Origin of the sequence: Mitsuaria sp. RG, assembly GCF_028369275.1 — a bacterium.
Classification (GTDB): domain Bacteria; phylum Pseudomonadota; class Gammaproteobacteria; order Pseudomonadales; family Pseudomonadaceae; genus Aquipseudomonas; species Aquipseudomonas peradeniyensis.
In genome coordinates this window covers 20,099-44,659 of sequence record NZ_JAQMYQ010000023.1, presented here as the reverse complement: position 1 = coordinate 44,659, position 24,561 = coordinate 20,099, and the positions used below count along the sequence as shown (strand labels likewise).

The 24,561-nt window shown below is 65.2% G+C and carries 20 protein-coding genes; 9 read left to right on the top strand and 11 right to left on the bottom strand.

Annotated features, from left to right (window positions below; translation table 11 throughout):
* Nucleotides 1-136: 136 nt before the first annotated feature.
* Entirely contained in the window at nt 137-973 is an 837-nt protein-coding gene (locus POF53_RS14525) for a 23S rRNA (adenine(2030)-N(6))-methyltransferase RlmJ (RefSeq protein WP_203648224.1), read from the bottom strand.
* Between the two features lie 142 nt (nt 974-1,115).
* Nucleotides 1,116-2,594, bottom strand: a complete 1,479-nt coding sequence (gene putP, locus POF53_RS14520) for a sodium/proline symporter PutP (protein WP_232856301.1) — start codon at nt 2,592-2,594, stop codon at nt 1,116-1,118.
* Here putP and POF53_RS14515 point away from each other — a divergent pair.
* Both POF53_RS14515 and putA read left to right on the top strand, forming a co-directional pair.
* Nucleotides 2,593-2,856, top strand: a complete 264-nt coding sequence (locus POF53_RS14515) for a hypothetical protein (RefSeq protein ID WP_498968216.1) — start codon at nt 2,593-2,595, stop codon at nt 2,854-2,856. The genes putP and POF53_RS14515 overlap by 2 nt on opposite strands.
* A gap of 96 nt (nt 2,857-2,952) precedes the next feature.
* A complete protein-coding gene (gene putA / locus POF53_RS14510; protein WP_498968214.1) occupies nt 2,953-6,903 on the top strand; it encodes a trifunctional transcriptional regulator/proline dehydrogenase/L-glutamate gamma-semialdehyde dehydrogenase in 3,951 nt (1,316 codons plus the stop codon).
* A 262-nt stretch (nt 6,904-7,165) separates the two neighbouring features.
* Here the strand turns inward: putA and POF53_RS14505 are convergent, their stop codons facing one another.
* From POF53_RS14505 to POF53_RS14490, 4 genes are all read right to left on the bottom strand, one after another.
* Nucleotides 7,166-7,429 (bottom strand): DUF3077 domain-containing protein, encoded by a 264-nt coding sequence (locus POF53_RS14505; RefSeq protein WP_498968212.1) that lies wholly within the window; start codon nt 7,427-7,429, stop codon nt 7,166-7,168.
* A 118-nt stretch (nt 7,430-7,547) separates the two neighbouring features.
* Nucleotides 7,548-7,790 (bottom strand): hypothetical protein, encoded by a 243-nt coding sequence (locus POF53_RS14500; protein WP_046854291.1) that lies wholly within the window; start codon nt 7,788-7,790, stop codon nt 7,548-7,550.
* A 393-nt stretch (nt 7,791-8,183) separates the two neighbouring features.
* Complete coding sequence (locus POF53_RS14495; protein ID WP_110734806.1) at nt 8,184-8,468, bottom strand: helix-turn-helix domain-containing protein; 285 nt, start codon at nt 8,466-8,468, stop codon at nt 8,184-8,186.
* Nucleotides 8,469-8,517: 49 nt separating this feature from the next.
* Nucleotides 8,518-8,850, bottom strand: a complete 333-nt coding sequence (locus tag POF53_RS14490) for a type II toxin-antitoxin system RelE/ParE family toxin (RefSeq protein WP_203648230.1) — start codon at nt 8,848-8,850, stop codon at nt 8,518-8,520.
* 277 nt (nt 8,851-9,127) lie between these two features.
* Between POF53_RS14490 and POF53_RS14485 the strand changes: the two genes are divergently transcribed.
* From POF53_RS14485 to yccS, 7 genes are all read left to right on the top strand, one after another.
* On the top strand, nt 9,128-10,924 hold the full coding sequence (locus POF53_RS14485) for an acyl-CoA dehydrogenase (protein ID WP_254464090.1): 1,797 nt from the start codon (nt 9,128-9,130) through the stop codon (nt 10,922-10,924).
* Between the two features lie 29 nt (nt 10,925-10,953).
* Nucleotides 10,954-12,396, top strand: coding sequence for a TldD/PmbA family protein (locus POF53_RS14480; RefSeq protein ID WP_254464089.1), 1,443 nt, complete (start codon nt 10,954-10,956; stop codon nt 12,394-12,396).
* Nucleotides 12,396-13,724: a TldD/PmbA family protein gene (locus POF53_RS14475; RefSeq protein ID WP_254464088.1), complete on the top strand. Its 1,329-nt coding sequence runs from the start codon at nt 12,396-12,398 to the stop codon at nt 13,722-13,724. The genes POF53_RS14480 and POF53_RS14475 overlap by 1 nt, the downstream gene beginning before the upstream one ends.
* A gap of 119 nt (nt 13,725-13,843) precedes the next feature.
* On the top strand, nt 13,844-15,271 hold the full coding sequence (gene mdtD, locus POF53_RS14470; RefSeq protein WP_203648234.1) for a multidrug transporter subunit MdtD: 1,428 nt from the start codon (nt 13,844-13,846) through the stop codon (nt 15,269-15,271).
* Nucleotides 15,272-15,335: 64 nt separating this feature from the next.
* Nucleotides 15,336-16,721 (top strand): ATP-dependent RNA helicase DbpA, encoded by a 1,386-nt coding sequence (gene dbpA / locus POF53_RS14465; protein ID WP_203648235.1) that lies wholly within the window; start codon nt 15,336-15,338, stop codon nt 16,719-16,721.
* Between the two features lie 138 nt (nt 16,722-16,859).
* The gene (locus POF53_RS14460; RefSeq protein ID WP_232856294.1) at nt 16,860-18,041 is read left to right on the top strand and encodes a BaiN/RdsA family NAD(P)/FAD-dependent oxidoreductase; all 1,182 of its coding nucleotides are present in this window, start codon (nt 16,860-16,862) and stop codon (nt 18,039-18,041) included.
* Nucleotides 18,042-18,251: 210 nt separating this feature from the next.
* The gene (gene yccS / locus POF53_RS14455; RefSeq protein ID WP_254464087.1) at nt 18,252-20,435 is read left to right on the top strand and encodes a YccS family putative transporter; all 2,184 of its coding nucleotides are present in this window, start codon (nt 18,252-18,254) and stop codon (nt 20,433-20,435) included.
* Between the two features lie 126 nt (nt 20,436-20,561).
* Here the strand turns inward: yccS and POF53_RS14450 are convergent, their stop codons facing one another.
* The 5 genes from POF53_RS14450 to POF53_RS14430 form a co-directional block, all read right to left on the bottom strand.
* The gene (locus POF53_RS14450; RefSeq protein ID WP_254464086.1) at nt 20,562-21,299 is read right to left on the bottom strand and encodes a substrate-binding periplasmic protein; all 738 of its coding nucleotides are present in this window, start codon (nt 21,297-21,299) and stop codon (nt 20,562-20,564) included.
* A 150-nt stretch (nt 21,300-21,449) separates the two neighbouring features.
* Entirely contained in the window at nt 21,450-22,397 is a 948-nt protein-coding gene (locus POF53_RS14445) for an ornithine cyclodeaminase family protein (RefSeq protein ID WP_254464085.1), read from the bottom strand.
* Entirely contained in the window at nt 22,394-23,371 is a 978-nt protein-coding gene (locus POF53_RS14440; RefSeq protein ID WP_254464084.1) for a threonine/serine dehydratase, read from the bottom strand. The genes POF53_RS14445 and POF53_RS14440 overlap by 4 nt, the downstream gene beginning before the upstream one ends.
* A gap of 98 nt (nt 23,372-23,469) precedes the next feature.
* Complete coding sequence (locus POF53_RS14435; protein WP_203648242.1) at nt 23,470-24,099, bottom strand: helix-turn-helix transcriptional regulator; 630 nt, start codon at nt 24,097-24,099, stop codon at nt 23,470-23,472.
* A gap of 155 nt (nt 24,100-24,254) precedes the next feature.
* Nucleotides 24,255-24,557, bottom strand: a complete 303-nt coding sequence (locus POF53_RS14430; protein WP_254464083.1) for a winged helix-turn-helix domain-containing protein — start codon at nt 24,555-24,557, stop codon at nt 24,255-24,257.
* Between the last annotated feature and the right edge of the window lie 4 nt (nt 24,558-24,561).

The window sequence follows — 24,561 nt, the reverse complement described above, 5'->3', positions numbered from 1 at the left end:
GCCCCCTTGTAGGAGCGGCCTTGTGCCGCGAAAGGGCTGCGAAGCAGCCCCGGCAATTTCAGCGGCGCATATGAAATCCGGGGCCGCTGCGCAGCCCTTTCGCGGCACAAGGCCGCTCCTACAGGGTTCGTGCGGGTTATTCGGCGATCAGCCAGTCCATGCGCAAGCTGCCGGCGGTCTGCGCCAGCTCCTTGGCCAGCCACGGCAGCAGCGTCTTGAGCTCATCTTCCAGGCCCCAAGGCGGGTTGGCGATGGCCAGGCCCGAGCCGTTCAGGCCCTGTGGGCTGTCCTGGTGATGCACGTACAACTCGACCCGCAGCAGCTTCGGCGCGCCGGTGCTGGTCAGGTCCTGGTAGAAACGGGTCAGCGAGCGCTGGTCCTTGATCGGGTACCAGATCGCCGCGACAGTCTGGCGCATGCGACCGATCGCCTCTTTCATGGCCACGGTGCAGCGCTTGAGCTCGTCGGCCTGCTCGAACGGCGGGTCGATCAGCATGATGGCGCGCTTTTCCTGCACCGGCAGAAGCGCCCGCGGGATGTGCCAGCCTTCACCCAGGTGAACGGTGACCCGCGGATCCTTCTTCATGTTCTCCTTGAGCAGCGCCCCATCTTCAGGGTGCTTCTCGTTGAGCAAGGCGCGGTCCTGCTGGCGCATCAGGCGGCGCGCGAGCTCGGGCGAGCCCGGGTAGTAGCGCAGCTCGCCATCCGGGTTCAGGCGTTTGATGATGCGCAGGTAGTCTGCGGCCGCTTCCGGCAGGTCGTCGCGGTTCCACAGGCGGGCCACGCCCTCGAGGTATTCGCCGGTACGGCTCGCCTGGTCACCCTGCAGGTCGTAGAGACCCAGGCCAGCGTGAGTGTCGATGTAGGCGAACGGCTGCTCCTTGCGCGACATCAGGGCGATGAGGCGGGTGAGCACGATGTGCTTGAGGACGTCGGCGTGATTGCCGGCGTGGAAGGCGTGACGATAGTTCATGAGGACTCCTGCGGGGGCGCCAAGTTTACCTTGCCTTGCAGCCGGCAAAAAGCATCGCGGGGCAAGCCCGCTCCCACAAATGCCCGAGGACACGTGGGAGCGGGCTTGCCCCGCGATAGGGATAACGCCGATTCAGCAGGCGTTACTTGTCAGCGTGGTACGCCGCATCAGCAGTTTCAAAACGCGAAACCATGCTGTTCGACGGGCTGCCCAGCTTGCTCACCACAAAGATGGCGATGCTGGCGAACAGGAAGCCCGGAATGATCTCGTACAGACCCATGTCCACGTAGTTCTTCCACAGGATCACGGTCAGCGCACCGACCACGATACCAGCCAGCGCGCCGTTGCGAGTCATGCCCTTCCACAGCACCGAGATCAGCACCACCGGACCGAAGGCGGCACCGAAGCCGGCCCAGGCGTAGGCCACCAGGCCCAGCACGCGGTTCTCGGGGTTGGCGGCCATGGCGATGGCGATCAAGGCAACGGCCAGGACCATCAGGCGACCGACCCAGACCAGCTCGGTCTGCGAGGCATTCTTGCGCAGGAACGACTTGTAGAAGTCCTCGGTCAGGGCGCTGGAGCACACCAGCAGCTGGCAGCTCAGGGTGCTCATCACCGCGGCCAGGATGGCCGACAGCAGCACACCGGCGATCCATGGGTTGAACAGGATCTTGGCCAGCTCGATGAACACGCGCTCATGGTTCTCGGTCACCGGACCCGCCAGGTCAGGATGCGCCGAGAAGTAGGCGATGCCGAAGAAACCGACGGCGCAGGTACCGGCCAGGCACAGGATCATCCAGGTCATGGAGATGCGGCGGGCGTTGGCGATCGACTTGACCGAGTCGGCGGCCATGAAGCGCGCCAGGATGTGCGGCTGGCCGAAGTAGCCCAGGCCCCAACCCATCAGCGAGATGATGCCGATGAAGGTCGCGCCCTTGAACATGTCGAAGTGAGCCGGGTTCACCGCCTCGATCGCCAGGAAGGTGGTATCGAAGCCACCGGTGGAGATCAGCACGATGATCGGGGTCAGGATCAGCGCGAAGATCATCAGCGAGGCCTGCACGGTATCGGTCCAGCTCACCGCCAGGAAGCCACCAACGAAGGTGTAGGCGATGGTGGCCGCGGCACCGGCCCACAGAGCGGTCTCGTAGGACATGCCGAAGGTGCTTTCGAACAGACGGGCGCCGGCGACGATGCCGGAAGCGCAGTAGATGGTGAAGAACACCAGGATGACGATCGCCGAGATGATCCGCAGCAGACCGGTCTGGTCTTCAAAACGGCTGGAGAAGTAGTCCGGCAGGGTCAGGGCGTCACCGTTGTGCTCGGTCTGCACGCGCAGACGGCCGGCGACGAACAGCCAGTTCAGGTAGGCGCCGACGGTCAGGCCGATGGCGATCCAGGCCTCGGAAAGGCCCGCGAAGTAGATGGCGCCCGGCAGGCCCATCAACAGCCAGCCGCTCATGTCCGATGCGCCGGCGGAAAGCGCGGTGACCACGCTGCCGAGACTACGGCCGCCGAGAATATAGTCGGAAAGGTTCTTGGTGGAGCGATAGGCGGCGAAGCCGATCAGCACCATTGCCGCAATGTAGACCACGAAGGTGATCGTTAGTGGATTGCCCATGAGTTGTGCCCTGGCGTTGTTTTTATCTCTTGCGACCGCCGCGCACGACGGTTGCACCCAGGCGGCGCATCCTATGCAACAACATGAACGAGGTGCAACCATTTTTCATTTGCAAGTTGCACCCAGCCATGGCTTTTCGGATAAAGCCCCTTTTTTGCTCCTTTTCGGAGCAAACATAGCGTTTTACATAAGCAAAAGCAGTAAAAAAGACCGTTTTGGCTGTAAGGAAACAGCCTTCAGACGAGTTGCACCTTTACCGTGAAGAATTCGGGTTGCACCCGGTTGCACCCGAATTGTCCTACAGGCTAATCTTGCCTTCAGCTTAGGTCACATCCGTGGCCAATAACGAGGATAAGAAATGGCGACGACCACCCTTGGGGTCAAACTCGACGACCCGACCCGTGAGCGACTCAAAGCAGCTGCGCAGTCCATCGACCGCACGCCGCACTGGTTGATCAAGCAAGCGATCTTCAACTATCTCGAGAAGCTCGAGGGTGGCGCCACCCTGAACGACCTCAACGGCCATGCCGCCGCTGGCGATGACGCCGGCGAAGTCGCCGCCGACCACGCCCACCAGTGCTTCCTGGAGTTCGCCGAAAGCATCCTGCCGCAGTCGGTACTGCGCTCGGCGATCACTGCCGCCTACCGCCGCCCCGAGCAGGAAGTGGTGCCAATGCTGCTGGAGCAGGCACGCCTGCCGGCCGCCCAGGCAGAAGCCACCAACAAGCTGGCCGCGAACCTGGCCGACAAGCTGCGCAACCAGAAGAGCGCCGGCGGCCGTGCCGGCATCGTCCAGGGCCTGCTGCAGGAGTTCTCGCTGTCGTCCCAGGAAGGCGTGGCGCTGATGTGCCTGGCCGAAGCGCTGCTGCGCATCCCCGACAAAGGTACCCGTGACGCGCTGATCCGCGACAAGATCAGCACCGGCAACTGGCAGCCGCACCTGGGCAACAGCCCGTCGCTGTTCGTCAACGCCGCCACCTGGGGCCTGCTGCTGACCGGCAAGCTGGTCAGCACCCACAACGAATCCGGCCTGACCTCCTCGCTCACCCGCATCATCGGCAAGAGCGGCGAGCCGATGATCCGCAAGGGCGTCGACATGGCCATGCGCCTGATGGGCGAGCAATTCGTCACCGGCGAGACCATCGCCGAGGCCCTGGCCAACGCCAGCAAGTTCGAAGCCAAGGGCTTCCGCTACAGCTACGACATGCTCGGCGAAGCCGCGCTGACCGAGCACGACGCGCAGAAATACCTGGCCTCCTACGAGCAGGCGATCCACTCGATCGGCAAGGCTTCGCACGGCCGTGGCATCTATGAAGGCCCGGGCATCTCGATCAAGCTCTCGGCCCTGCACCCACGCTACAGCCGCGCCCAGTACGAACGCGTGATGAGCGAGCTGTACCCGCGCCTGCTGTCGCTGACCCTGCTGGCCAAGCAGTACGACATCGGCCTGAACATCGACGCCGAGGAAGCCGACCGCCTGGAGCTGTCGCTGGACCTGCTCGAGCGCCTGTGCTTCGAGCCGTCGCTGGCCGGCTGGAACGGTATCGGCTTCGTCATCCAGGCCTACCAGAAGCGCTGCCCGTACGTGATCGACTACGTCATCGACCTGGCCAAGCGCAGCCGTCACCGCCTGATGATCCGCCTGGTGAAGGGCGCCTACTGGGACAGCGAGATCAAGCGCGCCCAGGTCGAGGGCCTGGAAGGCTATCCGGTCTACACCCGCAAGGTGTACACCGACGTGTCCTACGTCGCCTGCGCCCGCAAGCTGCTGGCCGTGCCAGAAGCCATCTACCCGCAGTTCGCCACCCACAACGCCCACACCCTGTCGGCCATCTACACCATCGCCGGGCAGAACTACTACCCGGGCCAGTACGAGTTCCAGTGCCTGCACGGCATGGGCGAACCGCTGTACGAGCAAGTCGTGGGCAAGATTTCCGAGGGCAAGCTGAACCGTCCGTGCCGCGTGTACGCGCCGGTCGGCACCCACGAGACCCTGCTGGCCTACCTGGTCCGCCGCCTGCTGGAAAACGGCGCCAACACCTCGTTCGTCAACCGCATCGCCGACCACTCGATCTCCATCCAGGAACTGGTCGCCGACCCGGTCGCCAGCATCGAGCGCATGGGCACCCAAGAGGGCAGCATCGGCCTGCCGCACCCGCGCATCCCGATGCCGCGTGAACTGTACGGCAGCGAGCGGGCCAACTCGGCCGGCATCGACATGGCCAACGAACACCGCCTGGCGTCGCTGTCCTGCGCCCTGCTGGCCACCGCCCACAACGACTGGAAAGCCGCCCCGCTGCTGGGCTGCGCCGCCAGCGAACAGCCGGCCGCGCCGGTGCTCAACCCGGCCGACCACCGCGATGTCGTGGGTCATGTGCAGGAAGCCACCGTCGCCGACGTCGACAACGCCATCCAGTGCGCGCTGAACGCCGCGCCGATCTGGCAGGCCACCCCGCCGGCCGAGCGCGCCGCGATCCTCGAACGCGCCGCCGACCTGATGGAAGCCGACATCCAGCCGCTGATGGGCCTGCTGGTGCGCGAAGCCGGCAAGACCTACGCCAACGCCATCGCCGAGGTGCGCGAGGCCGTGGACTTCCTGCGCTACTACGCGGTGCAGGCACGCAACGACCTGCGCAACGACAGCTGCCGCCCGCTGGGCCCGGTGGTGTGCATCAGCCCGTGGAACTTCCCGCTGGCGATCTTCTCCGGCCAGGTGGCCGCGGCCCTCGCCGCTGGCAACCCGGTACTGGCCAAGCCGGCCGAACAGACCCCGCTGGTCGCCGCCCAGGCCGTGCGCCTGCTGCTGGAAGCCGGCATCCCCGAAGGCGTGCTGCAACTGCTGCCAGGCCAGGGCGAAACCGTCGGTGCCGGCCTGGTCGGTGACGAGCGCGTCAAGGGCGTGATGTTCACCGGTTCCACTGAAGTCGCCCGCCTGCTGCAGCGCAACATCGCCGGCCGCCTGGACAACCAGGGCCGCCCGATCCCGCTGATCGCCGAAACCGGCGGCCAGAACGCCATGATCGTCGACTCCTCGGCGCTGACCGAGCAGGTGGTGATCGACGTGGTGTCCTCCGCATTCGACAGCGCCGGCCAGCGTTGCTCGGCCCTGCGCGTGCTGTGCCTGCAGGAAGACTCCGCCGACCGCGTGATCGAGATGCTCAAGGGCGCCATGGCCGAAAGCCGCCTGGGCAACCCGGAGCGCCTGTCCGTGGACATCGGCCCGGTGATCGACGCCGAAGCCAAGGCTGGTATCGAGAAGCACATCCAGGGCATGCGCGACAAAGGCCGCACCGTCTACCAGGTGGCCATCGCCGAAGGCGAGGAAATCAAGCGCGGCACCTTCGTGATGCCGACCCTGATCGAGCTGGAAAGCTTCGACGAGCTCAAGCGCGAGATCTTCGGCCCGGTGCTGCACGTGGTGCGCTACAACCGCAAGGACCTGGACCAGCTGATCGAGCAGATCAACGCTTCCGGCTACGGCCTGACCCTGGGCGTGCACACCCGCATCGACGAGACCATCGCCAAGGTGGTGGACAACGTCAACGCCGGCAACATGTACGTCAACCGCAACATCGTCGGTGCCGTGGTCGGCGTGCAGCCGTTCGGCGGTGAAGGCCTGTCGGGCACCGGCCCGAAAGCCGGTGGCCCACTGTACCTGTACCGCCTGCTGTCGACCCGCCCGGCCGACGCCATCGCCCGCCACTTCCAGGCCGACGATGCGCGCAGCCAGGCCGACACCACCCTGCGCGACCAGCAGCTCAAGCCGCTGACCACCCTCAAGACCTGGGCGGCCAGCAGCCAGATGAGCGACCTGGCCGCGCTGTGCGAGCAGTTCGCCGAGCAGTCGCAGAGCGGCATCACCCGCGTGCTGCCAGGCCCGACCGGCGAGCGCAACACCTACAGCGTGCTGCCACGCGAGCACGTGCTGTGCCTGGCCGACAACGAGGCCGACCTGCTGGCCCAGCTGGCGGCGGTACTGGCCGTGGGTAGCTCGGCGGTGTTCCAGGACGGCGAGCCGGCCAAGACCGTGCGCGGCCGCCTGCCGAAGGAGCTGCAAGCGAAGATCAAGCTGGCGGCCGACTGGAGCAAGGATGACGTGGCCTTCGACGCGGTCATCCACCACGGTCACTCCGACCAGTTGCGCGGCGTCTGCGAGCAGGTGGCCAAGCGTGCCGGGGCGATCGTCGGCGTGCACGGGCTGTCGAGCGGCGATCACCAGATCGCCCTGGAACGCCTGGTGATCGAGCGGGCGGTGAGTGTTAACACCGCGGCGGCGGGCGGTAACGCCAGCCTGATGACCATCGGCTGACACTGACGGTCGTTGAACAGGAAAAGGAGAGCTCAGGCTCTCCTTTTTTGTGGGAGCAACTGTCTTGCCGAGATTTCTCAACCTAGAACGGTCCCTCTATGAAAGGGCCGCTGAGCGGCCCCAGCAATCTTTGCATCAATGCTGAAATCCTGGGGCTGCTACGCAGCCCTTTCGCGGCACAAGGCCGCTCCTACACAGGTTGGCGCAGTGCCTGTAGGAGCGGCCTTGTGCCGCGAAGAGGCCGGCACTGACAACACAAGTCTCAGTGCTTCATGCCAAGCTCGGCATCATCCATCAATGCCTTGGCCAGGGCGCTCAGGTAATACGACGCCCAGAGCAACTGGGGCTTTTCCTCCATGATCCCGGTGATGGTCAGGTCGCGCACGCAGCCCATCAGCTCCGACGCTTGATCGCGGGCGTCCTGGCAGGGGATGCCGGGCTCGATGCAGAACAGCGGGTCGGTCATGCCTTCGCCTTGGTAGAACTTGGTCTTGCCGGCGGTGGTGTGGGTGTCTTCTGTGGTCATGATTATCTCCCTGAAATGGTTGGTGCCTGTGCGGACGCCATCGCGGGGCAAGCCCGCTCCCACGCCAGAACTCAGTAGGCCTCGGCTGCGTGGGAGCGGGCTTGCCCCGCGATTGGGCTTAATGCAACGTCGGCGCCTGCGCCGGCATCTGCACCTGGATCAACGCCGCTTCGAGCAACACACGCAGCGATTCCATTTCATGCATCGACGCCATCATCAACACGGCAGCCGGCGACCTGGGTTTGAGCTGTACGGCGTGATGGGCCACGGTCAAGGCGCACAGGGCGTACTCGGTGGCCTGGATGAGGGTGTCTTCGAGGGAATGAGGGTTGTGGGGGGGATCGGGGACAATCTTCAACATAGCTACCTCTTGCTGATCAAGTGGGACCACCACCCGTTGCTGTCAAACAAGAAGGTGGCAGCTGTATATGGGTTGACAGACCGGTCAGCAAGAGCAAAACCCCGGCGCACGCGAAGTGCCCCACATACAGCCGCCATAAAGGGCAAAGCCGTTGAGTAAGCTCTTGATAATCGGCCTGTCAAAGCCGGTCGCTGATTGTGCAGCGACCGTCCGAGACTAGAGGCCAACCCGGAGCACCGCAATGGCTTGAAAGGGCTTGGGAGTATGTTTGGGAATTGGACTACATGGAATAGGGAAAGTCTTGGAATCTGCGTAGGAAACGCACTGCGGCTCGGCCATTCGAGCCATAGGTGCGACTGGAAAGCTGCGATTAATTTGAGGCCAAAACAGCCATCAGGCCGATTTCTTTTTCACCGTGAAGTCAACTTCCAGGTCGGCGTTCGCCAGAATATTCACCAGTGCATCCAGCGAGAACTTGTCTATCTTGCCATTGAGCAAGTCACTCAAGCGTGGCTGAGTCAGATGCAGTCGCCGTGCTGCGTCTTTCTGCGGCAGATCCCAGGACCGGACAATCCTGGCCAACACCCTCATCAGCTTCGCCCGAAGCCGCAGGTTCTCGGCCTCTTCCGGTGAGTCGAACAGCGCATCCCATACCGAAGTGGAGCGTTCGTTTGTCATCGCAAATCCCTCTGTGCATCCATCTCGTTCAAACACTGTCGACTCCAGCTCAGCAGGCGCCCAACAATTTGTATCGCGCTTTCGCCAGATCGATATCGCGCTTTTCCGTCTTCTCGGTCGTCTTGCGAAACGCGTGCAGGACATAAACCGCTTCTGGTCGACTCACGACGTAGAACACCCGAAACGCCCCGTCCTGACACTTGATGCGGATTTCCCGCGTCCCAGGCCCAACGCTTTCCATTGGTTTCCAGTCGAAGGGGGCCTCACCGTCCTGGATCAGCTCCAGCTGATACCCGGCCCGCTGCCTTGCCACAATCGGAAAGTCCCGCAGGTCCTGCTTGCTGCTACCCAACCATTCGATTGGCTTTTGCCCATCATGCATCCTGCACGCTCCCGCCAATGCACTCGCCTGGCTTGTCCTTATCGGAGACGTAAGCTCTCCATGAGCGGCAAAGATAAAACTATATCGATATCGATATAAGTGCAATTGCGTGACAAGGCTTTGCGACGGGTAACACCTACGCCCATACTGCCCGGCGCAACCCAAAGACGGCCTGGGCGATGGCAACTTCTGCCCCCATATCACCCAAACCAATTAACCTGTCCCCTGCCCTATTACCTTGCCTAGACTCGCTGCATCCCGAACCAGGAATGCCGCCATGTCCGAGCAACTCCTCAGCAGCCGCAACCTCGCCTTCGAACTCTACGAAGTCCTCGACGCCGAAGCCCTGACCCAGCGCCCGCGCTTCGCCGAGCACAGCCGCGAGACCTTCGACGCGGCGCTGACCACCGCCCGTACCATTGCCGAAAAGTACTTCGCCCCGCACAACCGCAAGGGCGACGAAAATGAGCCGCGCTACGTGGACGGCCGCGCCGAGCTGATCCCGGACGTTAAGCCTGCGGTCGACGCCTTCCTCGAAGCGGGCTTTCTCAACGCCAACCGCGACTTCGAAGTCGGCGGCATGCAGCTGCCCAGCCTGGTATCGCAGGCCTGCTTCGCCCACTTCCAGGCCGCCAACGCCGGCACCACGGCCTACCCGTTCCTGACCATGGGCGCGGCCAACCTGATCGAGAGCTTCGGCAGCGACGAACAGAAACGCCTGTTCCTGCAACCGATGATCGAGGGCCGCTACTTCGGCACCATGGCCCTGACCGAACCCCACGCTGGCTCGTCGCTGGCCGATATCCGCACCCGCGCCGAACCCGCGGGCGACGGCACCTACCAGCTCAAGGGCAACAAGATCTTCATCTCCGGTGGCGACCACGAGCTTTCGCAGAACATCGTGCACATGGTCCTGGCCAAGCTGCCGGACGCGCCGCCCGGGGTGAAGGGCATCTCGCTGTTCATCGTGCCCAAGTACCTGGTCAACGCCGACGGCAGCCTGGGGCCACGCAACGACGTGCTGCTGGCCGGGCTGTTCCACAAGATGGGCTGGCGCGGGACCACCTCCACCGCGCTTAACTTCGGGGACAACGGCCAGTGCGTCGGCTACCTGGTGGGCCAACCGCACCAGGGCCTGGCCTGCATGTTCCAGATGATGAACGAGGCGCGCATCGGCGTCGGCATGGGCGCGGTGATGCTGGGTTACGCCGGTTACCTGTATTCCCTGGACTATGCCCGTCAACGTCCACAGGGCCGCCTGCCGGACAACAAGGACCCGCACAGCCCCGCCGTGCCGATCATCGAGCACAGCGATGTGAAGCGCATGCTGCTGGCACAGAAGGCCTACGTCGAGGGTGCTTTCGACCTGGGCCTGTACGCTGCCCGGCTGTTCGATGACACCCACACCGCCGCGGATGCTGAGGCTCGCCGGCAAGCCTTGGAACTGCTCGACCTGCTCACCCCCATCGTCAAGTCCTGGCCCTCGGCGTTCTGCCTGAAAGCCAACGAACTGGCGATCCAGATCCTTGGCGGCCACGGCTACACCCGCGAATACCCGGTCGAGCAGTATTACCGCGACAACCGTCTCAACCCGATCCACGAGGGCACCGAGGGCATCCAGTCCCTCGACCTGCTCGGGCGCAAGCTGGCGCAGAACAACGGCGCCGGGCTCAAGCAACTGATTCGCCTGATCGCCGGCACCTGCGAGCGCGCCAGCCATCACCCGAACCTCGATCCGTTGCGCCAGCCCCTGGAGCACCTGGTCAATCGCCTGCAAAGCGTGACCCTCGCCCTGCTCGGCGACCTGGCCGCCGGCAAGGTCGCCGGCGCGCTGGCCAACTCGGCGCTGTACCTCAAGGTGTTCGGCCACTGCGTGATCGGCTGGCGCTGGCTGGAGCAGGCCATTCATGCCGAGGTCGGCCTGCTCAAGGGCAGCGACCGCGACTTCTATCAGGGCAAGCTCCAGGCCGCGCGTTATTTCCTCACCTGGGAGGTGCCGGGCTGCCATAATGACCTCGCTTTGCTCGAGGCCCGCGACGACACCTGCCTCGCGATGCAAGAGGGGTGGTTCTAGGGGGAGCCACCGCACACACGGAGATTTCCATGTTCGACTCCAGCACCCTGCTGCGCCAGCGCTTTGCCGCGCTGCGCAGCACGGCCGAACTGTTCTCGCTTCGCCATGTGAAACAATCGCACCAGTCACTGTCGGTACGGCGCAACGTCGCCGAGCCGCCCTTCTTCAGCCAGGACGAAGGCGCCATGCTCACCGTGCGGGTGGATGGCGTCGAGGCCTACGCGGCCACCGCCGACCTGTCCCAGGCCGGGCTGCAACGCGCCCTGGAGCAGGCCGAGGCGCTGGCCCGGCGGATCAAGGCCAGCAGCCTGCTCGACCTGAGCGGCCAGCCGGCCCCGGACGGGCGCCACGACCATGTCTCGCCCAACTTCGAACAGCCCCTGCCCAACCTCGCCGACTGCCTGGACCTGCTGGCCGCCGAATCGGCCAGCGTGCCACGTGACGAACGCCTGGTGGACTGGCAGGCTAGCCTTGGCATCAGCGTGGTCGAGCAGACCTACCTGAACTCCGCCGGCGCCGAGCTGCGCCATGCCCAGCGCTTCGTCTACCCGGGCCTGGGTGTCACCGCCAGCGACGGCCAGGATAGCCAGAGCCGCAGCCTGGGCCGGGAGAACTTCGGCCAACAGGGCGGCGTCGAGGTGATCGAGCGCTGCGGCCTGGTCGGCGCGGCCCGCCGCGTGGCTGACGAGGCGCTGCAATTGCTGCTGGCACCCAATACCCCGAGTGGCCGGCGCGACCTGCTGCTGATGCCCGACCAGATGATGCTGCAGATCCACGAGTCCATCGGCCATCCACTGGAGCTGGATCGCATCCTGGGCGATGAGCGCAACTACGCCGGTACCAGCTTCGTCAAAGCCGGCGACTTCGGCCATCTGCAATACGGCTCGAAGCTGCTCAACGTGACCTTCGACCCGACCCTTCGCGAGGAGCTGGCCAGCTACAGCTTCGATGACGACGGCACCCCGGCCAGCAAGCAGTTCCTGATCCGCGACGGCCTGCTGGTTCGCCCCCTGGGCGGCGCGTTGTCACAGCTGCGCTCGGGCCTGGACGGCGTGGCCAACAGCCGTGCCTGCGGCTGGAATCGGGCGCCGATCGACCGCATGGCCAACCTCAACATCGAGCCGGGCGACCAGTCGCTCGCGCAACTGGTCAGTGGCATCGAGCACGGCATCCTGATGCGCACCAACCGCTCCTGGTCCATCGACGATGCGCGCAACAAGTTCCAGTTCGGTTGCGAGTGGGGGCAGTTGATCGAGCACGGCGAGCTCAAGGGCGTGGTCAAGAATCCTAACTACCGGGGCATCTCCGCCGATTTCTGGCGCAACCTCTCGGCCGTGGGCGACAGCAGCACCTTCCAGGTGCTTGGCACCCCCAACTGCGGCAAGGGCGAGCCCAACCAGGTGGTGCGGGTCGGTCACGCATCGCCCGCCTGCGTGTTCCGCCAGATCGACGTATTCGGGGGAGACGCCTGATGAGCACGTATCAACAACGCTTCGAGGACCTGCTTGGCGCCCTTCGCGACGCGGTGCTGCCCGAGGAGCAGTTCACCCTCGGCTACAACGCCGAGCATTCGCAGTTTGTACGCTTCAACCATGCCAAGGTGCGCCAGGCCGGATTGGTCGCCCAGGCCAGCGTGCAGTTGCGATTGATCCGCGACGGCCGCCAGGCCGAGCAGCACATCACCCTGGGCGATGACGCCGGGCTGGATCGCCAGCGCCTGCACGACGGCCTCGGGCAACTGCGTCAGACCCTGCCGTTGCTGCCGGTCGACCCGTACCTGAGCCTCGATCAGAGCGCTTGGCACAGCCACAGTCTGCTGGAGCAGCCACTGCCCGAGCTGGATGACGTGCTGACCCTGGTCGAACACGACGCCGGTGACCTGGACCTGGTCGGCATCTACGCCGCCGGCCCCATCTGCCGGGGCTTCGCCAGCTCCTTCGGGGCCTTCGGCTGGCACCAGGCCAACAGCTTCAACTTCGACTGGAGCCTGTTCCACGCCAACGGCCAGGCGGTCAAGGCCAACTATGCCGGGCAGGCCTGGAGCGGCGAGACCTTCGCCGCGCGCCTGCGCCAGGCCCGCGAACAGCTCGAGCATCTGGGCCGACCGGCCGTCACCCTCAAGCCCGGCAGCTACCGTGCCTACCTGGCGCCGGCGGCGATGGACGAGATTGCTGGCATGCTCTGCTGGGGTGGTTTCTCCGCCCAGGCCCTGGCCACGGGCAACAGCCCGCTGCAGCGCCTGTACAACGGCGACGCGCAACTGAGCCCACAAGTGAGCTTCAGCGAGCAGGTCAGCGGCTCGCTGAGCCCGGCGTTCTCCGACGAGGGCTCGCCCCGTCGCGACCTGCTGCTGATCGGCGAAGGCCGTGCGCTGGAGCGGCTGGTAAGCGCCCGCAGCGCCGCCGAGTTCGCCCAGGAGGCCAATGGCGCCGACAGCCATGAGTCACCGTGCGCGCTGAGCCTGGCCCCGGGCAACCTGCCCGGCGAAGAGGTGCTGGAGCGTCTGGGCACCGGGCTGTACATCAGCAACCTGTGGTACCTGAACTACTCGGACCTGCCCGCCGCGCGCATGACCGGGCTGACCCGCTTCGCCACCTTCTGGGTGGAAAACGGCCAGATCCAGGGGCCGGTAAGCACCATGCGCTTCGACGACAGCCTGTACAACCTGCTGGGTAGCCAGCTGGAGGACCTGACCCAGGAGCGCGAGATGATCCTCTCGACCAGCACCTACGGGCAGCGCAGCACCGGGTCGAGTCATCTGCCGGGGGCGTTGCTGAAGGGGTTGACCCTGACACTGTGATCCGCAGGACCGACCTCTTCGCGGGTAAACCCGCTCCCACAGGTTTGTCGATAACCCTGTGGGAGCGGGTTTACCCGCGAAGAGGTCGGCACAGGCAACACAAAACGTAGAGGTAGCTGATGTCCGATCGCGCACCACTGGACCCCGTCACCGCCCGCTGGATCCCCTGGGTGGTGGCCATCGCCTTCTTCATGCAGTCTCTCGACGGCACCATCCTCAACACCGCGCTGCCGGCCATGGCCCGCTCCCTGGCCGAAGACCCGCTGCGCATGCAGGGGGTGATCATCGCCTACATGCTCACCGTGGCCCTGCTGATCCCGGCCTCGGGCTGGATCGCCGACCGTTTCGGCACCAAACGCATCTTCTTCAGCGCCATCCTGCTGTTCAGCTTCGGCTCGCTCTTGTGCGCCATGGCCAACAGCCTCGGCTTCCTGATCCTCGCCCGGGTCATCCAGGGCCTGGGCGGCGCGCTGATGCTGCCGGTCGGGCGCCTGGTGGTGCTGCGCGCCTACCCGCGCTCGGAACTGGTGCGGATCATGAGTTTCATCACCATCCCCGGCCTGCTCGGCCCGCTGCTGGGCCCGACCCTGGGTGGCTGGCTGGTGGAGATCCTCAGCTGGCACTGGATCTTCCTGATCAACCTGCCGGTGGGCGCACTGGGCTGCTACGCCGTGTGGAAGTTCATCCCCGACCTGCGCGGCGCCGAACGCACCAGCTTCGATGGCCCGGGCTTCCTGCTGTTCGGCGCGGCGATGGTGCTGATCACCATCGCCATGGAAGGCCTGGGCGAACTGCACCTGCCACACCTGCGGGTGATGCTGTTGCTGTTCGCCGGCATGGCCTGCCTCGCCGCCTACTGGCTGCGCGCCGGGCGTGACCCGGAGCCGCTGTTCTCGCCCTCGCTGTTTCGCGTACGGACCTTTGCCATCGGCATTCTCGGCAACCTGTTCGCCCGCCTGGGCAGCGGCGCCCTGCCCTTCCTTGTGCCGTTGCTGCTGCAGGTGGCGCTGGGCTACTCGCCGGCCCAGGCCGGCATGAGCATGATCCCGCTGGCGGCGGCGGCGATGCTCGCCAAGTCCATCGCCCGGCCGCTGATCGAGCGCCTGGGCTACCGCATCGTGCTGACCGGCAACACCCTGCTGCTGGGCCTGCTGCTGGCCAGCCTGGGGCTGGTCGACGAGCAGACGCCCTATGCCGTGCTGCTGGGGCAACTGGCGCTGCTGGGCGCGGTCAACTCGATGCAATTCACGGCAATGAACACGGTGACGCTGATCGACCTCGACGACGCCAGCGCCAGCAGCGGCAACAGCCTGCTGTCAGTGGTCGCGCAACTGTCGCTGAGCCTGGGCGTGGCCTGCGCCGGCGCCTTGCTCGGCGGTTTCACCGCGGCCGGCAGCGGCGATGGCGTGGAGAGCACGCTGGGCGCGTTCCAACTGACCTTCGTCACCATCGGCGTGATGGCCATGCTGGCGGCGGCGATCTTCCTGCAACTGGCGCCGACGGACGGAAGGCGCGCCCGTCGTCCGGAACATCACGTCGAGTCGTAGGGCGAATGGCTTTGAGGCTGGTAGACTATGCGGCATTTTTCGCTTCGCACCGCAGGCCCGCCTCGTGACCGTTGAAAACACCGCTTTTGCCACCCTACCGCTGTCCGCCGCCATGCTGGCCAACCTGGACGCCCTGGGCTACGCCTCGATGACGCCGATCCAGGCCCAGAGCCTGCCGGTCATCCTCAAGGGCCAGGACCTGATCGCCCAGGCCAAGACCGGTAGCGGCAAGACCGCCGCCTTCGGCATCGGCCTGCTCAACCCGATCAACCCACGTTACTTCGGCTGCCAGGCCCTGGTGCTGTGCCCGACCCGCGAACTGGCCGACCAGGTGGCCAAGGAGCTACGCCGCCTGGCCCGCGCCGAGGACAACATCAAGATCCTCACCCTGTGCGGCGGCGTCTCGCTCGGCCCGCAGATCGCCTCGCTGGAACACGGCGCGCACATCATCGTCGGCACCCCGGGGCGCATCCAGCAGCACCTGGACAAAGGCACCCTGGTGCTCGACGGTCTCAACACCCTGGTCCTGGACGAAGCCGACCGCATGCTCGACATGGGCTTCTTCGACGCCATCGCCAGCATCATCGGCAAGACCCCGTCGCGCCGCCAGACCCTGCTGTTCTCCGCCACCTACCCGGCCGGCATCGAGCAACTGGCCAAGGACTTCATGCGCCAGCCGCAGCAGGTCAAGGTCGAGGCGCTGCACAGCGACAGCCAGATCGAACAGCGCTTCATCGAGATCGACCCGCAGCAGCGCCTGGAAGCGGTGACCCGCGTGCTCGGCCACTATCGCCCGCAGTCCTGCGTGGCGTTCTGCTTCACCAAGCAGCAGTGCGAGGACCTGGTCACCCACCTGACCGCCAAGGGCATCGTCGCCCAGGCCCTGCACGGCGACCTGGAGCAGCGCGACCGCGACCAGGTGCTGACGATGTTCGCCAACCGCAGCAGCTCGGTGCTGGTGGCCACCGACGTGGCCGCCCGCGGCCTGGACATCGACGGCCTGGACCTGGTGATCAACGTCGAGCTGGCCCGTGACGCCGAGATCCACGTGCACCGCGTCGGCCGTACTGGTCGCGCCGGTGAGAAGGGCGTGGCGATCAGCCTGGTGGCCCCTGCCGAAGGCCACCGCGCCCAGGCCATCGAGGACCTGCAGAACAAGCCGCTGCGCTGGGAACAGCTGGACAACCTCAAGAGCAAGGGCGGCGAGCCGCTGCTGCCGACGATGACCACCCTGTGCATCGGCGCCGGGCGCAAGGACAAGCTGCGCCCGGGCGACATCCTCGGCGCGCTGACCGGCGATGCCGGGTTGCCAGGCAAGCAGGTGGGCAAGATCGCCATCTTCGATTTCGTGGCGTTCGTGGCCGTGGAGCGGGCGGTGGCCAAGCAGGCGATGCAGCGGCTGAACAGCGGCAAGATCAAGGGTCGTGCCCTCAAAGTCCGTATCGTCTGACCTATTTTTGGGGCCGCTTTGCGGCCCTTTCGCGGCACAAGGCCGCTCCTACAGGGGGATCGCGTACATCCTGTAGGAGCGGCCTTGTGCCGCGAAAGGGCTGCAAGGCAGCCCCGGCAATTCTGAAGAGGTAACACCGTGCACTCCACCGACGTGATCATCCTCGGCGCCGGCGCCGCCGGCCTGATGTGTGCCCAGCTCAGCGCCCGCCGCGGGCGCCGGGTGCTGCTGCTCGACCACGCCAACAAGCCGGGCAAGAAGATCCTCATGTCCGGCGGCGGGCGTTGCAACTTCACCAACATGTATACTGAGCCGGCCAACTTCCTCTCGCACAACCCGCACTTCTGCAAGTCGGCGCTGGCCCGCTACACCCAGTGGGACTTCATCGAGCTGGTGTGCAAGCACGGCGTGCCGTACCACGAGAAGAAGCTCGGCCAGCTGTTCTGCGATAACAAGTCCAGCGACATCCTCGACATGCTCCTGACCGAATGCGACGAGGCCGGCGCCGAGCTGCGCATGAACACCAGCATCGAGCGGATCGACAAGACCGAAAGCGGCTATACCCTGCAGACCAGCGCCGGCCCGTTCGCCTGTCAGTCGCTGGTGATCGCCACCGGCGGCCTGTCGATCCCGACCCTGGGCGCCACCGGCTTTGGCTACCAGGTCGCCCGCCAGTTCGGCCATGAACTGTTGCCGACCCGCGCCGGCCTGGTGCCGTTCACCATCACCGAGCCCCAGCTCAAGGCACTGTGCACTGAATTGTCGGGCACCTCGCTGGACTGCGTCGCCAGCTGCAATGGCACGAGCTTCCGCGAGAACCTGTTGTTCACCCACCGCGGCCTGAGCGGCCCGGCGATCCTGCAGATCTCGTCGTTCTGGGAAGCCGGCGACACGCTGGAGATCAACCTGCTGCCTGATCGCGATGCGCTGGAGTGGCTGCAGGGCCAGCAGGTCGAGCGCCCCAACAGCGAGCTGAAGACCGTGCTGGGCGAGGTATTCACCCGCAAGCTGGCCAACCTGCTGGCCGAACAGTGGTTCGTTTCGAAACCATTGAAGCAGTACACCCCGGCGGAATTGACCCAGATCGCCGAAAAACTGGCGGCCTGGCAGGTGATCCCGGCCGGTACCGAGGGTTATCGCACCGCCGAGGTGACCTTGGGCGGTGTCGATACCCGCGAGGTGTCGTCCAAGACCATGGAGTCGCTGAAAAGCCCTGGGCTGTACTTCATCGGCGAGGTGCTGGACGTGAGCGGGCACCTGGGTGGTTTCAACTTCCAGTGGGCCTGGGCTTCGGCCAACGCGGCGGCGCAGTTCGTGTAGAGTAGAATCCATTCAGCAGCACGGAACGCTTCTTGCTGGTCTGTGCTGGAGCGCCATTTATTGGGGCTGCTGCGCAGCCCTTTCGCGGCACAAGGCCGCTCCTACAGAGGGACGCGATCTCCTGTAGGAGCGGCCTTGTGCCGCGAAAGGGCCGCACAGCGGCCCCAAACGGCCTCAAAGGTATTCAACCGATCTCAGCCCAGGGCCATCATGTCATCGAGCTCGTTCCGCCATTCATTGCGTCGCCTGTGGGGCCAAGACAAGTTCAGCTACGCCATCCGCGTGACCATCGCCCTCACCGGCAGCATGGCCTGGTGCTGGTACCAGAACGAGATGAGCCTGCTGATTCCGCTGTTCCTCGGCATCATCGCCAGCGCCCTGGCCGAGACCGACGATGGCTGGCAAGGCCGGCTCAGCGCCCTGCTGGTGACCCTGGGCTGCTTTGCCATCGCCGCGCTGTCGGTCGAGCTGCTGTTCCCCTACCCCTGGATCTTCGCCGTCGCCCTGGCCCTGGCGGCGTTTTCCCTGACCATGCTCGGCGCCCTGGGCGAACGCTACGGGGCGATCGCCTCGGCCACGCTGATCCTGTCGGTCTATACCATGATTGGCGTCGACCAGCGCGGTGGTGAAGTCAGCGATTTCTGGCACGAGCCGTTGCTGCTGGTGGCGGGGGCGGCCTGGTACGGGCTGCTGTCGGTGCTGTGGCAGGCGCTGTTCTCCAACCAGCCGGTACAGCAGAGCCTGGCCAGGCTGTTCTTTGAACTGGGCAGCTACCTCAAGCTCAAGGCCAGCCTGTTCGAGCCGGTGCGTACCCTCGACGTCGAGGCCACGCGCCTGGAGCTGGCCAAGCAGAACGGCAGGGTGGTGGCGGCGCTCAACGCGGCCAAGGAAATCATCCTGCACCGGGTCGGCAACAGCCAGCCCAACTCCAAGGTCAGCCGCTACCTCAAGCTGTACTTCCTGGCCCAGGACATCCATGAGCGGGTCAGTGCCTCGCACTACCCCTACAATGCGCTGACCGACGCTTTTTTCCACAGCGACGTGATGTTCCGCTGCCAGCGCCTGCTGCGAAAGCAGGGCTCATCCTGCCAGGAGCTGGCCCGCTCGATCCGCCTGCGCCAGCCCTTTGTGCTCGCCAGCGGCTACCCCGAGGCCCTGGAAGACCTCAATGCTTCGCTCGAGCACCTGCGCATCCAGAGCAACCCGGCCTGGCGCGGCCTGCTGCGCTCGCTGCGGGCGCTGGCGGCAAACCTGGCCACCCTGGACCGACTGCTCAGCGCCGCGAGCAATCCGGACAGCCTGGCCGATGCCAGCGACAGCAGCCTGCTCGACCGCTCGCCACGCAACCTCAAGGATGTGTGGAAACGCCTGCGCACCCAGCTGACGCCGACCTCGCTGCTGTTCCGCCATGCCTTACGCCTGTCGTTGGCGCTGTCGGTGGGCTATGGCATGGTGCACCTGATCCACCCGACTCAAGGCTACTGGATCATCCTCACCACACTGTTCGTCTGCCAGCCCAACTATGGCGCAACCCGGCGCAAACTGGTGCAGCGGATTTTCGGTACCGCCATCGGTCTGACCGTGGGCTGGGCGCTGTTCGACCTGTTCCCCAACCCGATCATCCAGTCGCTGTTCGCGGTGGTCGCCGGGGTGGTGTTCTTCGTCAATCGCACCACCCGCTACACCCTGGCCACGGCGGCGATCACCCTGATGGTGCTGTTCTGCTTCAACCAGATCGGCGATGGCTACGGCCTGTTCCTGCCGCGCCTGTTCGATACCCTGGTGGGCAGCCTGATCGCCATTCTCGCGGTATTCCTGTTCCTGCCCGACTGGCAAGGCCGGCGGCTGAACAAGGTGCTGGCCAACACCCTGGCCTGCGCCAGCGAGTACCTGCGTCAGATCATGCAGCAATACGCCCACGGCAAGCGCGACGACCTGGCCTATCGCCTGGCCCGGCGCAACGCGCACAACGCCGACGCGGCGCTGTCCACCACCCTGGCCAACATGCTGATGGAACCGGGGCACTTTCGTAAGGAAGCCGATGTCGGCTTCCGCTTCCTGGTGCTGTCGCACACCTTGCTCAGCTACCTCTCGGGGCTGGGGGCGCACCGCGACACGGCGCTGCCGGCCGAGGTCCACGAGCAGCTGATCGATGGCGCCGGGCGAAGCCTGGCCAGCAGCCTCGACGAAATCGCCAATGGCCTGGCGGCGCGCTTGCCGGTGGCGATCCACAGCGACGCCGAGGAAGCCCTGGCCAATGCGCTGGAGCAGATGCCGGAGGAGCTGGACGAGCATCAGCGGCTGGTGCAGACGCAACTGGCGTTGATCTGCCGGCAACTGGGGCCGTTGCGGACCTTGGCGGGGCATTTGATCAAGGAAGGTGAGCCGGCCTGAAATTCAGCCCCCTGTACCGGCCCTTTCGCGGGTAAACCCGCTCCCACAGGGAACGCATTGCACCTGAAGACGGCTCCCGACCTGTGGGAGCGGGTTTACCCGCGAAGGCATCAACACGGTACAAGATCAGAACCCATGCTGGCGCAGCAACCGGTCGTAGCTGCCGTCGGCCTTCATCGTGGCGATGGCCTTCTCGAAGCGGGCGACGATCTTCTGGTGCTCGGGATGTTTGAGGCTGACCAGGATATGCAGGCTGTTCTCGCTCAGCGGCGGGTCGACGAACGCTACCCCCTCCCGCACCGGCTGCGGCTCGCGCTGCAGGTTGTAGCGCGCCACGTACTCATCCTCCACCGCCAGGTTGACCCTGCCGGCCGCCAGCATGCGCACGGCGGACGAGAAGTTGCGCACCAGCACCTTGTTCAGGCGCTCGTCGCTGTCGAATTCGGGGGAATAGGCGTAATCGCGCACCACGGCGATGGTGTAGGGATACAGGTCGGACTGGCGCGCATAGGCGAACGCTTCACCCTCGCGCTTGAGCAGGCGGATGCGGTTGACCAGGTAGGCGTCGGAGAACTGGCCGATCAAGGTACGGTCATTGTTGTACCAAGCGTTGATCAGCACATCGTAGCGCCCCTCGCCCACGCCCATCAGCGCCCTGGCCCAGGGCACCTCCTCGAACTCGGTGGCGTAGCCGGCGCGGGTCAGCGCCGTGGTGACGATGCTGGTGGCCAGGCCGCCCCCAGGCATGCCGGTGTCGGTAAAAGGCGGCCAGCTGTCGGCCACCAGCCGCAGCTTGCCATGGGCCAGGGCAGGCCCCGCGCACAACAGCCCGAGCAAACCAAGAACGCAAAGCAGTGGCCGCATGCTCAAGTCCTTTCGCAATTGGTAACCCACGCGGTAACGGCGATCTTAACGACTACTGTTCTGGGAGCCTACACAAGGCTGATCGTTGTAGCACGCGACAATACTGTCAAATTGCCTCTATTTTGGCCGGACTGTGGATAATTTCATCGTTCAACCGCGCAGGCGTTCGAAGACCCACTGGGCAATCTGCGTATCCTGCACCGCGACACCGGTCAGGTCGGCCAAGGTGACCTCGTACTGATCCTGACGCCCCGTTCCCTGGCCGGCCAGCACCGCGCCCAGCTCCAGCAGGCGCGAAGGTTCGAACAACCCCGCCTTGAGCGCGTGGGAAACCTCGCCATAGGCACCGCACTGGGCCTGCGAGTCGACGATGATTCGCGACATCGAAGCGACCAGCGCCGCATCCAGCTCCTGCTTGCCGATGCAGTCCGCGCCGACCGCCGTGATATGGGTACCGGGACGAACCCACTCGCGCCTGAGCAACGGCTCACGTGACGGGGTAGTGGTGACGATCAGGTTGGCCGCCTGCGCGACAGCCTGCGGCTGCCCGACCGTCTGCACGCTGAAGCCCAGCGCCCGGGCATGCTCACGGTAGTCCGACAGGCCCTGCGCACTGCGCCCCCAGACAACCACCTGGCGGCAGTTCGTCAGCGGCATCAGGTACTCCAGTTGCAGGCGGGCCTGCAGACCGGTGCCAAGCATGCCGATGGCCTCGACCTCGCGAGGCGCCAGCAGGCGGGCAACAATGCGCCCGGCCAAGGCTGTGCGCACGGCGGTCAGCCAACCCTGGTCGGCCAGCCAGGCCAACGGTTCACCGGTGCGGGCCGACAGCACCAGCATCAAGCCGTCATTGCTGGGCAGGCCTTTACCCGGATTGTCGTAGAAACCACTGGAGACCTTGACCACGAAGGTTTCGCCGCCTTCGAGATACGCCGACTTGATACAGCAATCACCATTGGCCTGGGGGAACTGGAAAGTCTGCACCGGCGGGGCCTGCACCTGGCCCGCACTGTAGGCCTTGAAACCGTCCACCAGCCGCCGCTCGATCGCGTCAAGGTCGAGGCAGGCCTTGATCGCCTGCAGGTCGTGGATCTTCATGCGATGGCCTCCAGGTATTTCTCCAGCTGGATGTTGCGCCCGCACAACACCACCGCCACCTTCTTGCCCTGGTAGTGCCCGGCCAGCTGCTTCATGCCTGCCAGCGCGACGGCGGCAGCGCCTTCGATGATCCAGCGCTCGCAAGCAGCGGCATCACGCATGGCCTGCCTGATCTCGTCCTCGCTGACCAGCACGGTGCGCGTCAGCAGGCGCTGGCAAATGGGCAAGGTGACCGCGTCCGGCTCCACGCCACCGGCGGTGCCGTCGGACAGGGTGGGCAACTCTTCCATCTCGATGATCCGGCCTTGTTCGATGGAGCGTTGCAGGGTCGGCGCGTTGGCCGGCCAGCAGCCGATGATCTGCACCGACGGCGCCAGCTTGTGCAGTGCGGTGGCGATGCCGGAGACCATCCCGCCGCCGCCCACCGCGACGTACACCGCGTCCAGGTCCGGCGCCTGCTCGAACAGTTCCATGCCGATGGTCCCCTGCCCGGCGATGACCTCCAGATCGTTGTAAGGTGAGACGAATGGCTTGTTCTGACACCCAGCCTCCTCACGAGCCAGTTGCTCCGCCCCCAGCGAATCGGCCTCCAGGACCTGCACCTGCGCCCCCAGCTGACGCATCGCCTCGATCTTGGCCGGCGAGGCTTCATCGCTGACATACACCGTCACCGGCACGTCCAGCAGCTGACCGGCCAGGGCAAGCCCTTGCCCATGATTGCCCGAGGAAGCAGCGATAACCCCCCTGCTGCGTTGCGCCTCGCCCAGCAGCCGCAGCTTGTTGCTGGCGCCGCGGAACTTGAACGAACCGGTCAGCTGGAGGTGTTCGCACTTGAGATGGACGTCGCAGCCAGTCATGGCCGAGAGCGCCAGGCTGCGTGCCAGCGGTGTCACCGGCACCTGCGGGCGCAAGGCCTGATGAGCCTGGAGAATGGACTGGTACAGCTGCTCGAGCGCCAGATCGTCGATAGGCATGGGGTGGAATCTCCTCGGAAAGCGACAGGCAGGTGCCAACGCAACATGGAATAAAAATCCACCGTAGAATATTTTTCCACCAAGCACAAGCCTGGAAACTAGGCCTCCCGAGCGAGCTTCACATACTTGTAGACCGTCGCCCTGCCCATGCCGAGGATATTGGCCACGTAGTCGAACGTACCGCCGCCGCGGAAGGCACCTTCCCCGTGCAGGGCCTCGACCAGCTCGCGTTTCTGCTCCCGGCTGAGCCCGTCGAGGCTCAAGCCATGCTGCCTGAGCCAGGCATGCAGGAAGGTGTTGATGCGCTCCTGCCAGTCATCACGGAACAGCACGTCTGGTTGGGGCAGCAAGCGGCTGGCCTGGAAGAACAGGTCCAGTGCCTGCTTGGCCTGCTCCAGCACCGAGATGTTGAAGTTGATGCACAGCAGCGCCTCGGCAGCCCCTGACTCATCGACCATGACGCTGCTGATCGAACGCACTTTCTGACCGTTCCAGTTGAGCTTCTCGTAGGGCCCCAGCGGCGTTGTGGCGCTGAGCTCGCCCGGCAGATCCTCCAGCGCCGAGTCGTCGCCCAACTGCCGTCTGGAAATATTGTTGGCGATATGCACGACCGTCTGGCTGCGCAGGTCGTGGACCACCACTTCGGCATGGGGGAACAACAGGGTCGCGACACCATCGGCCATGGCGGCGTAGTTGCTGAAGCGTGTATTGGTGGCCTTGGCAGACATCGGAACATCCTGAAAATTGGGTGTATTGCTCAAAACCTGAAAACTTGCGCAGTCCCTGTGGGAGCGGGCTTGCCCGCGAACACGGGCGTAGCCCGTGCCATACAGCGCGGTGTCTGTTTCGCGGCTAAAGCCGCTCCCACAGAGGACATGGCCTGTCAGGGATAACCCAGCACGTCGCGCAGCTGGCGCAGGTGTTGGATGATCCACTGCTTGTCGATCGCCCCCCAGTCGCGGATGCGGTAGTGCCCGGCATGGTTGCGCGCCCCGGCCTGCTGCTCGAACTCGCAGACGATATCCAGGTCGGCCAGGGCGGCGATGGTGTCCTGCGCGGTGCGCCGCGGCATGCCGGTCGCTTCCATCAGCGCCGGCACGCTGGTGGCGGTCTGGCTGTCGATCAGCCAGGCCACGTAGAGGCGGCGGTAGAAGCTGCTGCGGGTCTTGCTCACTTCCGTGGTCATGGGG

Bases quoted from the DNA above. Each gene is read 5' to 3' on its own strand.
- POF53_RS14525 (WP_203648224.1), bottom strand. From the start codon at position 973: ATGAACTATCGTCACGCCTTCCACGCCGGCAATCACGCCGACGTCCTC.
- POF53_RS14515 (WP_498968216.1), top strand. From the start codon at position 2,593: ATGAGTTGTGCCCTGGCGTTGTTTTTATCTCTTGCGACCGCCGCGCAC.
- putP (WP_232856301.1), bottom strand. From the start codon at position 2,594: ATGGGCAATCCACTAACGATCACCTTCGTGGTCTACATTGCGGCAATG.
- putA (WP_498968214.1), top strand. From the start codon at position 2,953: ATGGCGACGACCACCCTTGGGGTCAAACTCGACGACCCGACCCGTGAG.
- POF53_RS14505 (WP_498968212.1), bottom strand. From the start codon at position 7,429: ATGACCACAGAAGACACCCACACCACCGCCGGCAAGACCAAGTTCTAC.
- POF53_RS14500 (WP_046854291.1), bottom strand. From the start codon at position 7,790: ATGTTGAAGATTGTCCCCGATCCCCCCCACAACCCTCATTCCCTCGAA.
- POF53_RS14495 (WP_110734806.1), bottom strand. From the start codon at position 8,468: ATGACAAACGAACGCTCCACTTCGGTATGGGATGCGCTGTTCGACTCA.
- POF53_RS14490 (WP_203648230.1), bottom strand. From the start codon at position 8,850: ATGCATGATGGGCAAAAGCCAATCGAATGGTTGGGTAGCAGCAAGCAG.
- POF53_RS14485 (WP_254464090.1), top strand. From the start codon at position 9,128: ATGTCCGAGCAACTCCTCAGCAGCCGCAACCTCGCCTTCGAACTCTAC.
- POF53_RS14480 (WP_254464089.1), top strand. From the start codon at position 10,954: ATGTTCGACTCCAGCACCCTGCTGCGCCAGCGCTTTGCCGCGCTGCGC.
- POF53_RS14475 (WP_254464088.1), top strand. From the start codon at position 12,396: ATGAGCACGTATCAACAACGCTTCGAGGACCTGCTTGGCGCCCTTCGC.
- mdtD (WP_203648234.1), top strand. From the start codon at position 13,844: ATGTCCGATCGCGCACCACTGGACCCCGTCACCGCCCGCTGGATCCCC.
- yccS (WP_254464087.1), top strand. From the start codon at position 18,252: ATGTCATCGAGCTCGTTCCGCCATTCATTGCGTCGCCTGTGGGGCCAA.
- POF53_RS14450 (WP_254464086.1), bottom strand. From the start codon at position 21,299: ATGCGGCCACTGCTTTGCGTTCTTGGTTTGCTCGGGCTGTTGTGCGCG.
- POF53_RS14445 (WP_254464085.1), bottom strand. From the start codon at position 22,397: ATGAAGATCCACGACCTGCAGGCGATCAAGGCCTGCCTCGACCTTGAC.
- POF53_RS14440 (WP_254464084.1), bottom strand. From the start codon at position 23,371: ATGCCTATCGACGATCTGGCGCTCGAGCAGCTGTACCAGTCCATTCTC.
- POF53_RS14435 (WP_203648242.1), bottom strand. From the start codon at position 24,099: ATGTCTGCCAAGGCCACCAATACACGCTTCAGCAACTACGCCGCCATG.
- POF53_RS14430 (WP_254464083.1), bottom strand. From the start codon at position 24,557: ATGACCACGGAAGTGAGCAAGACCCGCAGCAGCTTCTACCGCCGCCTC.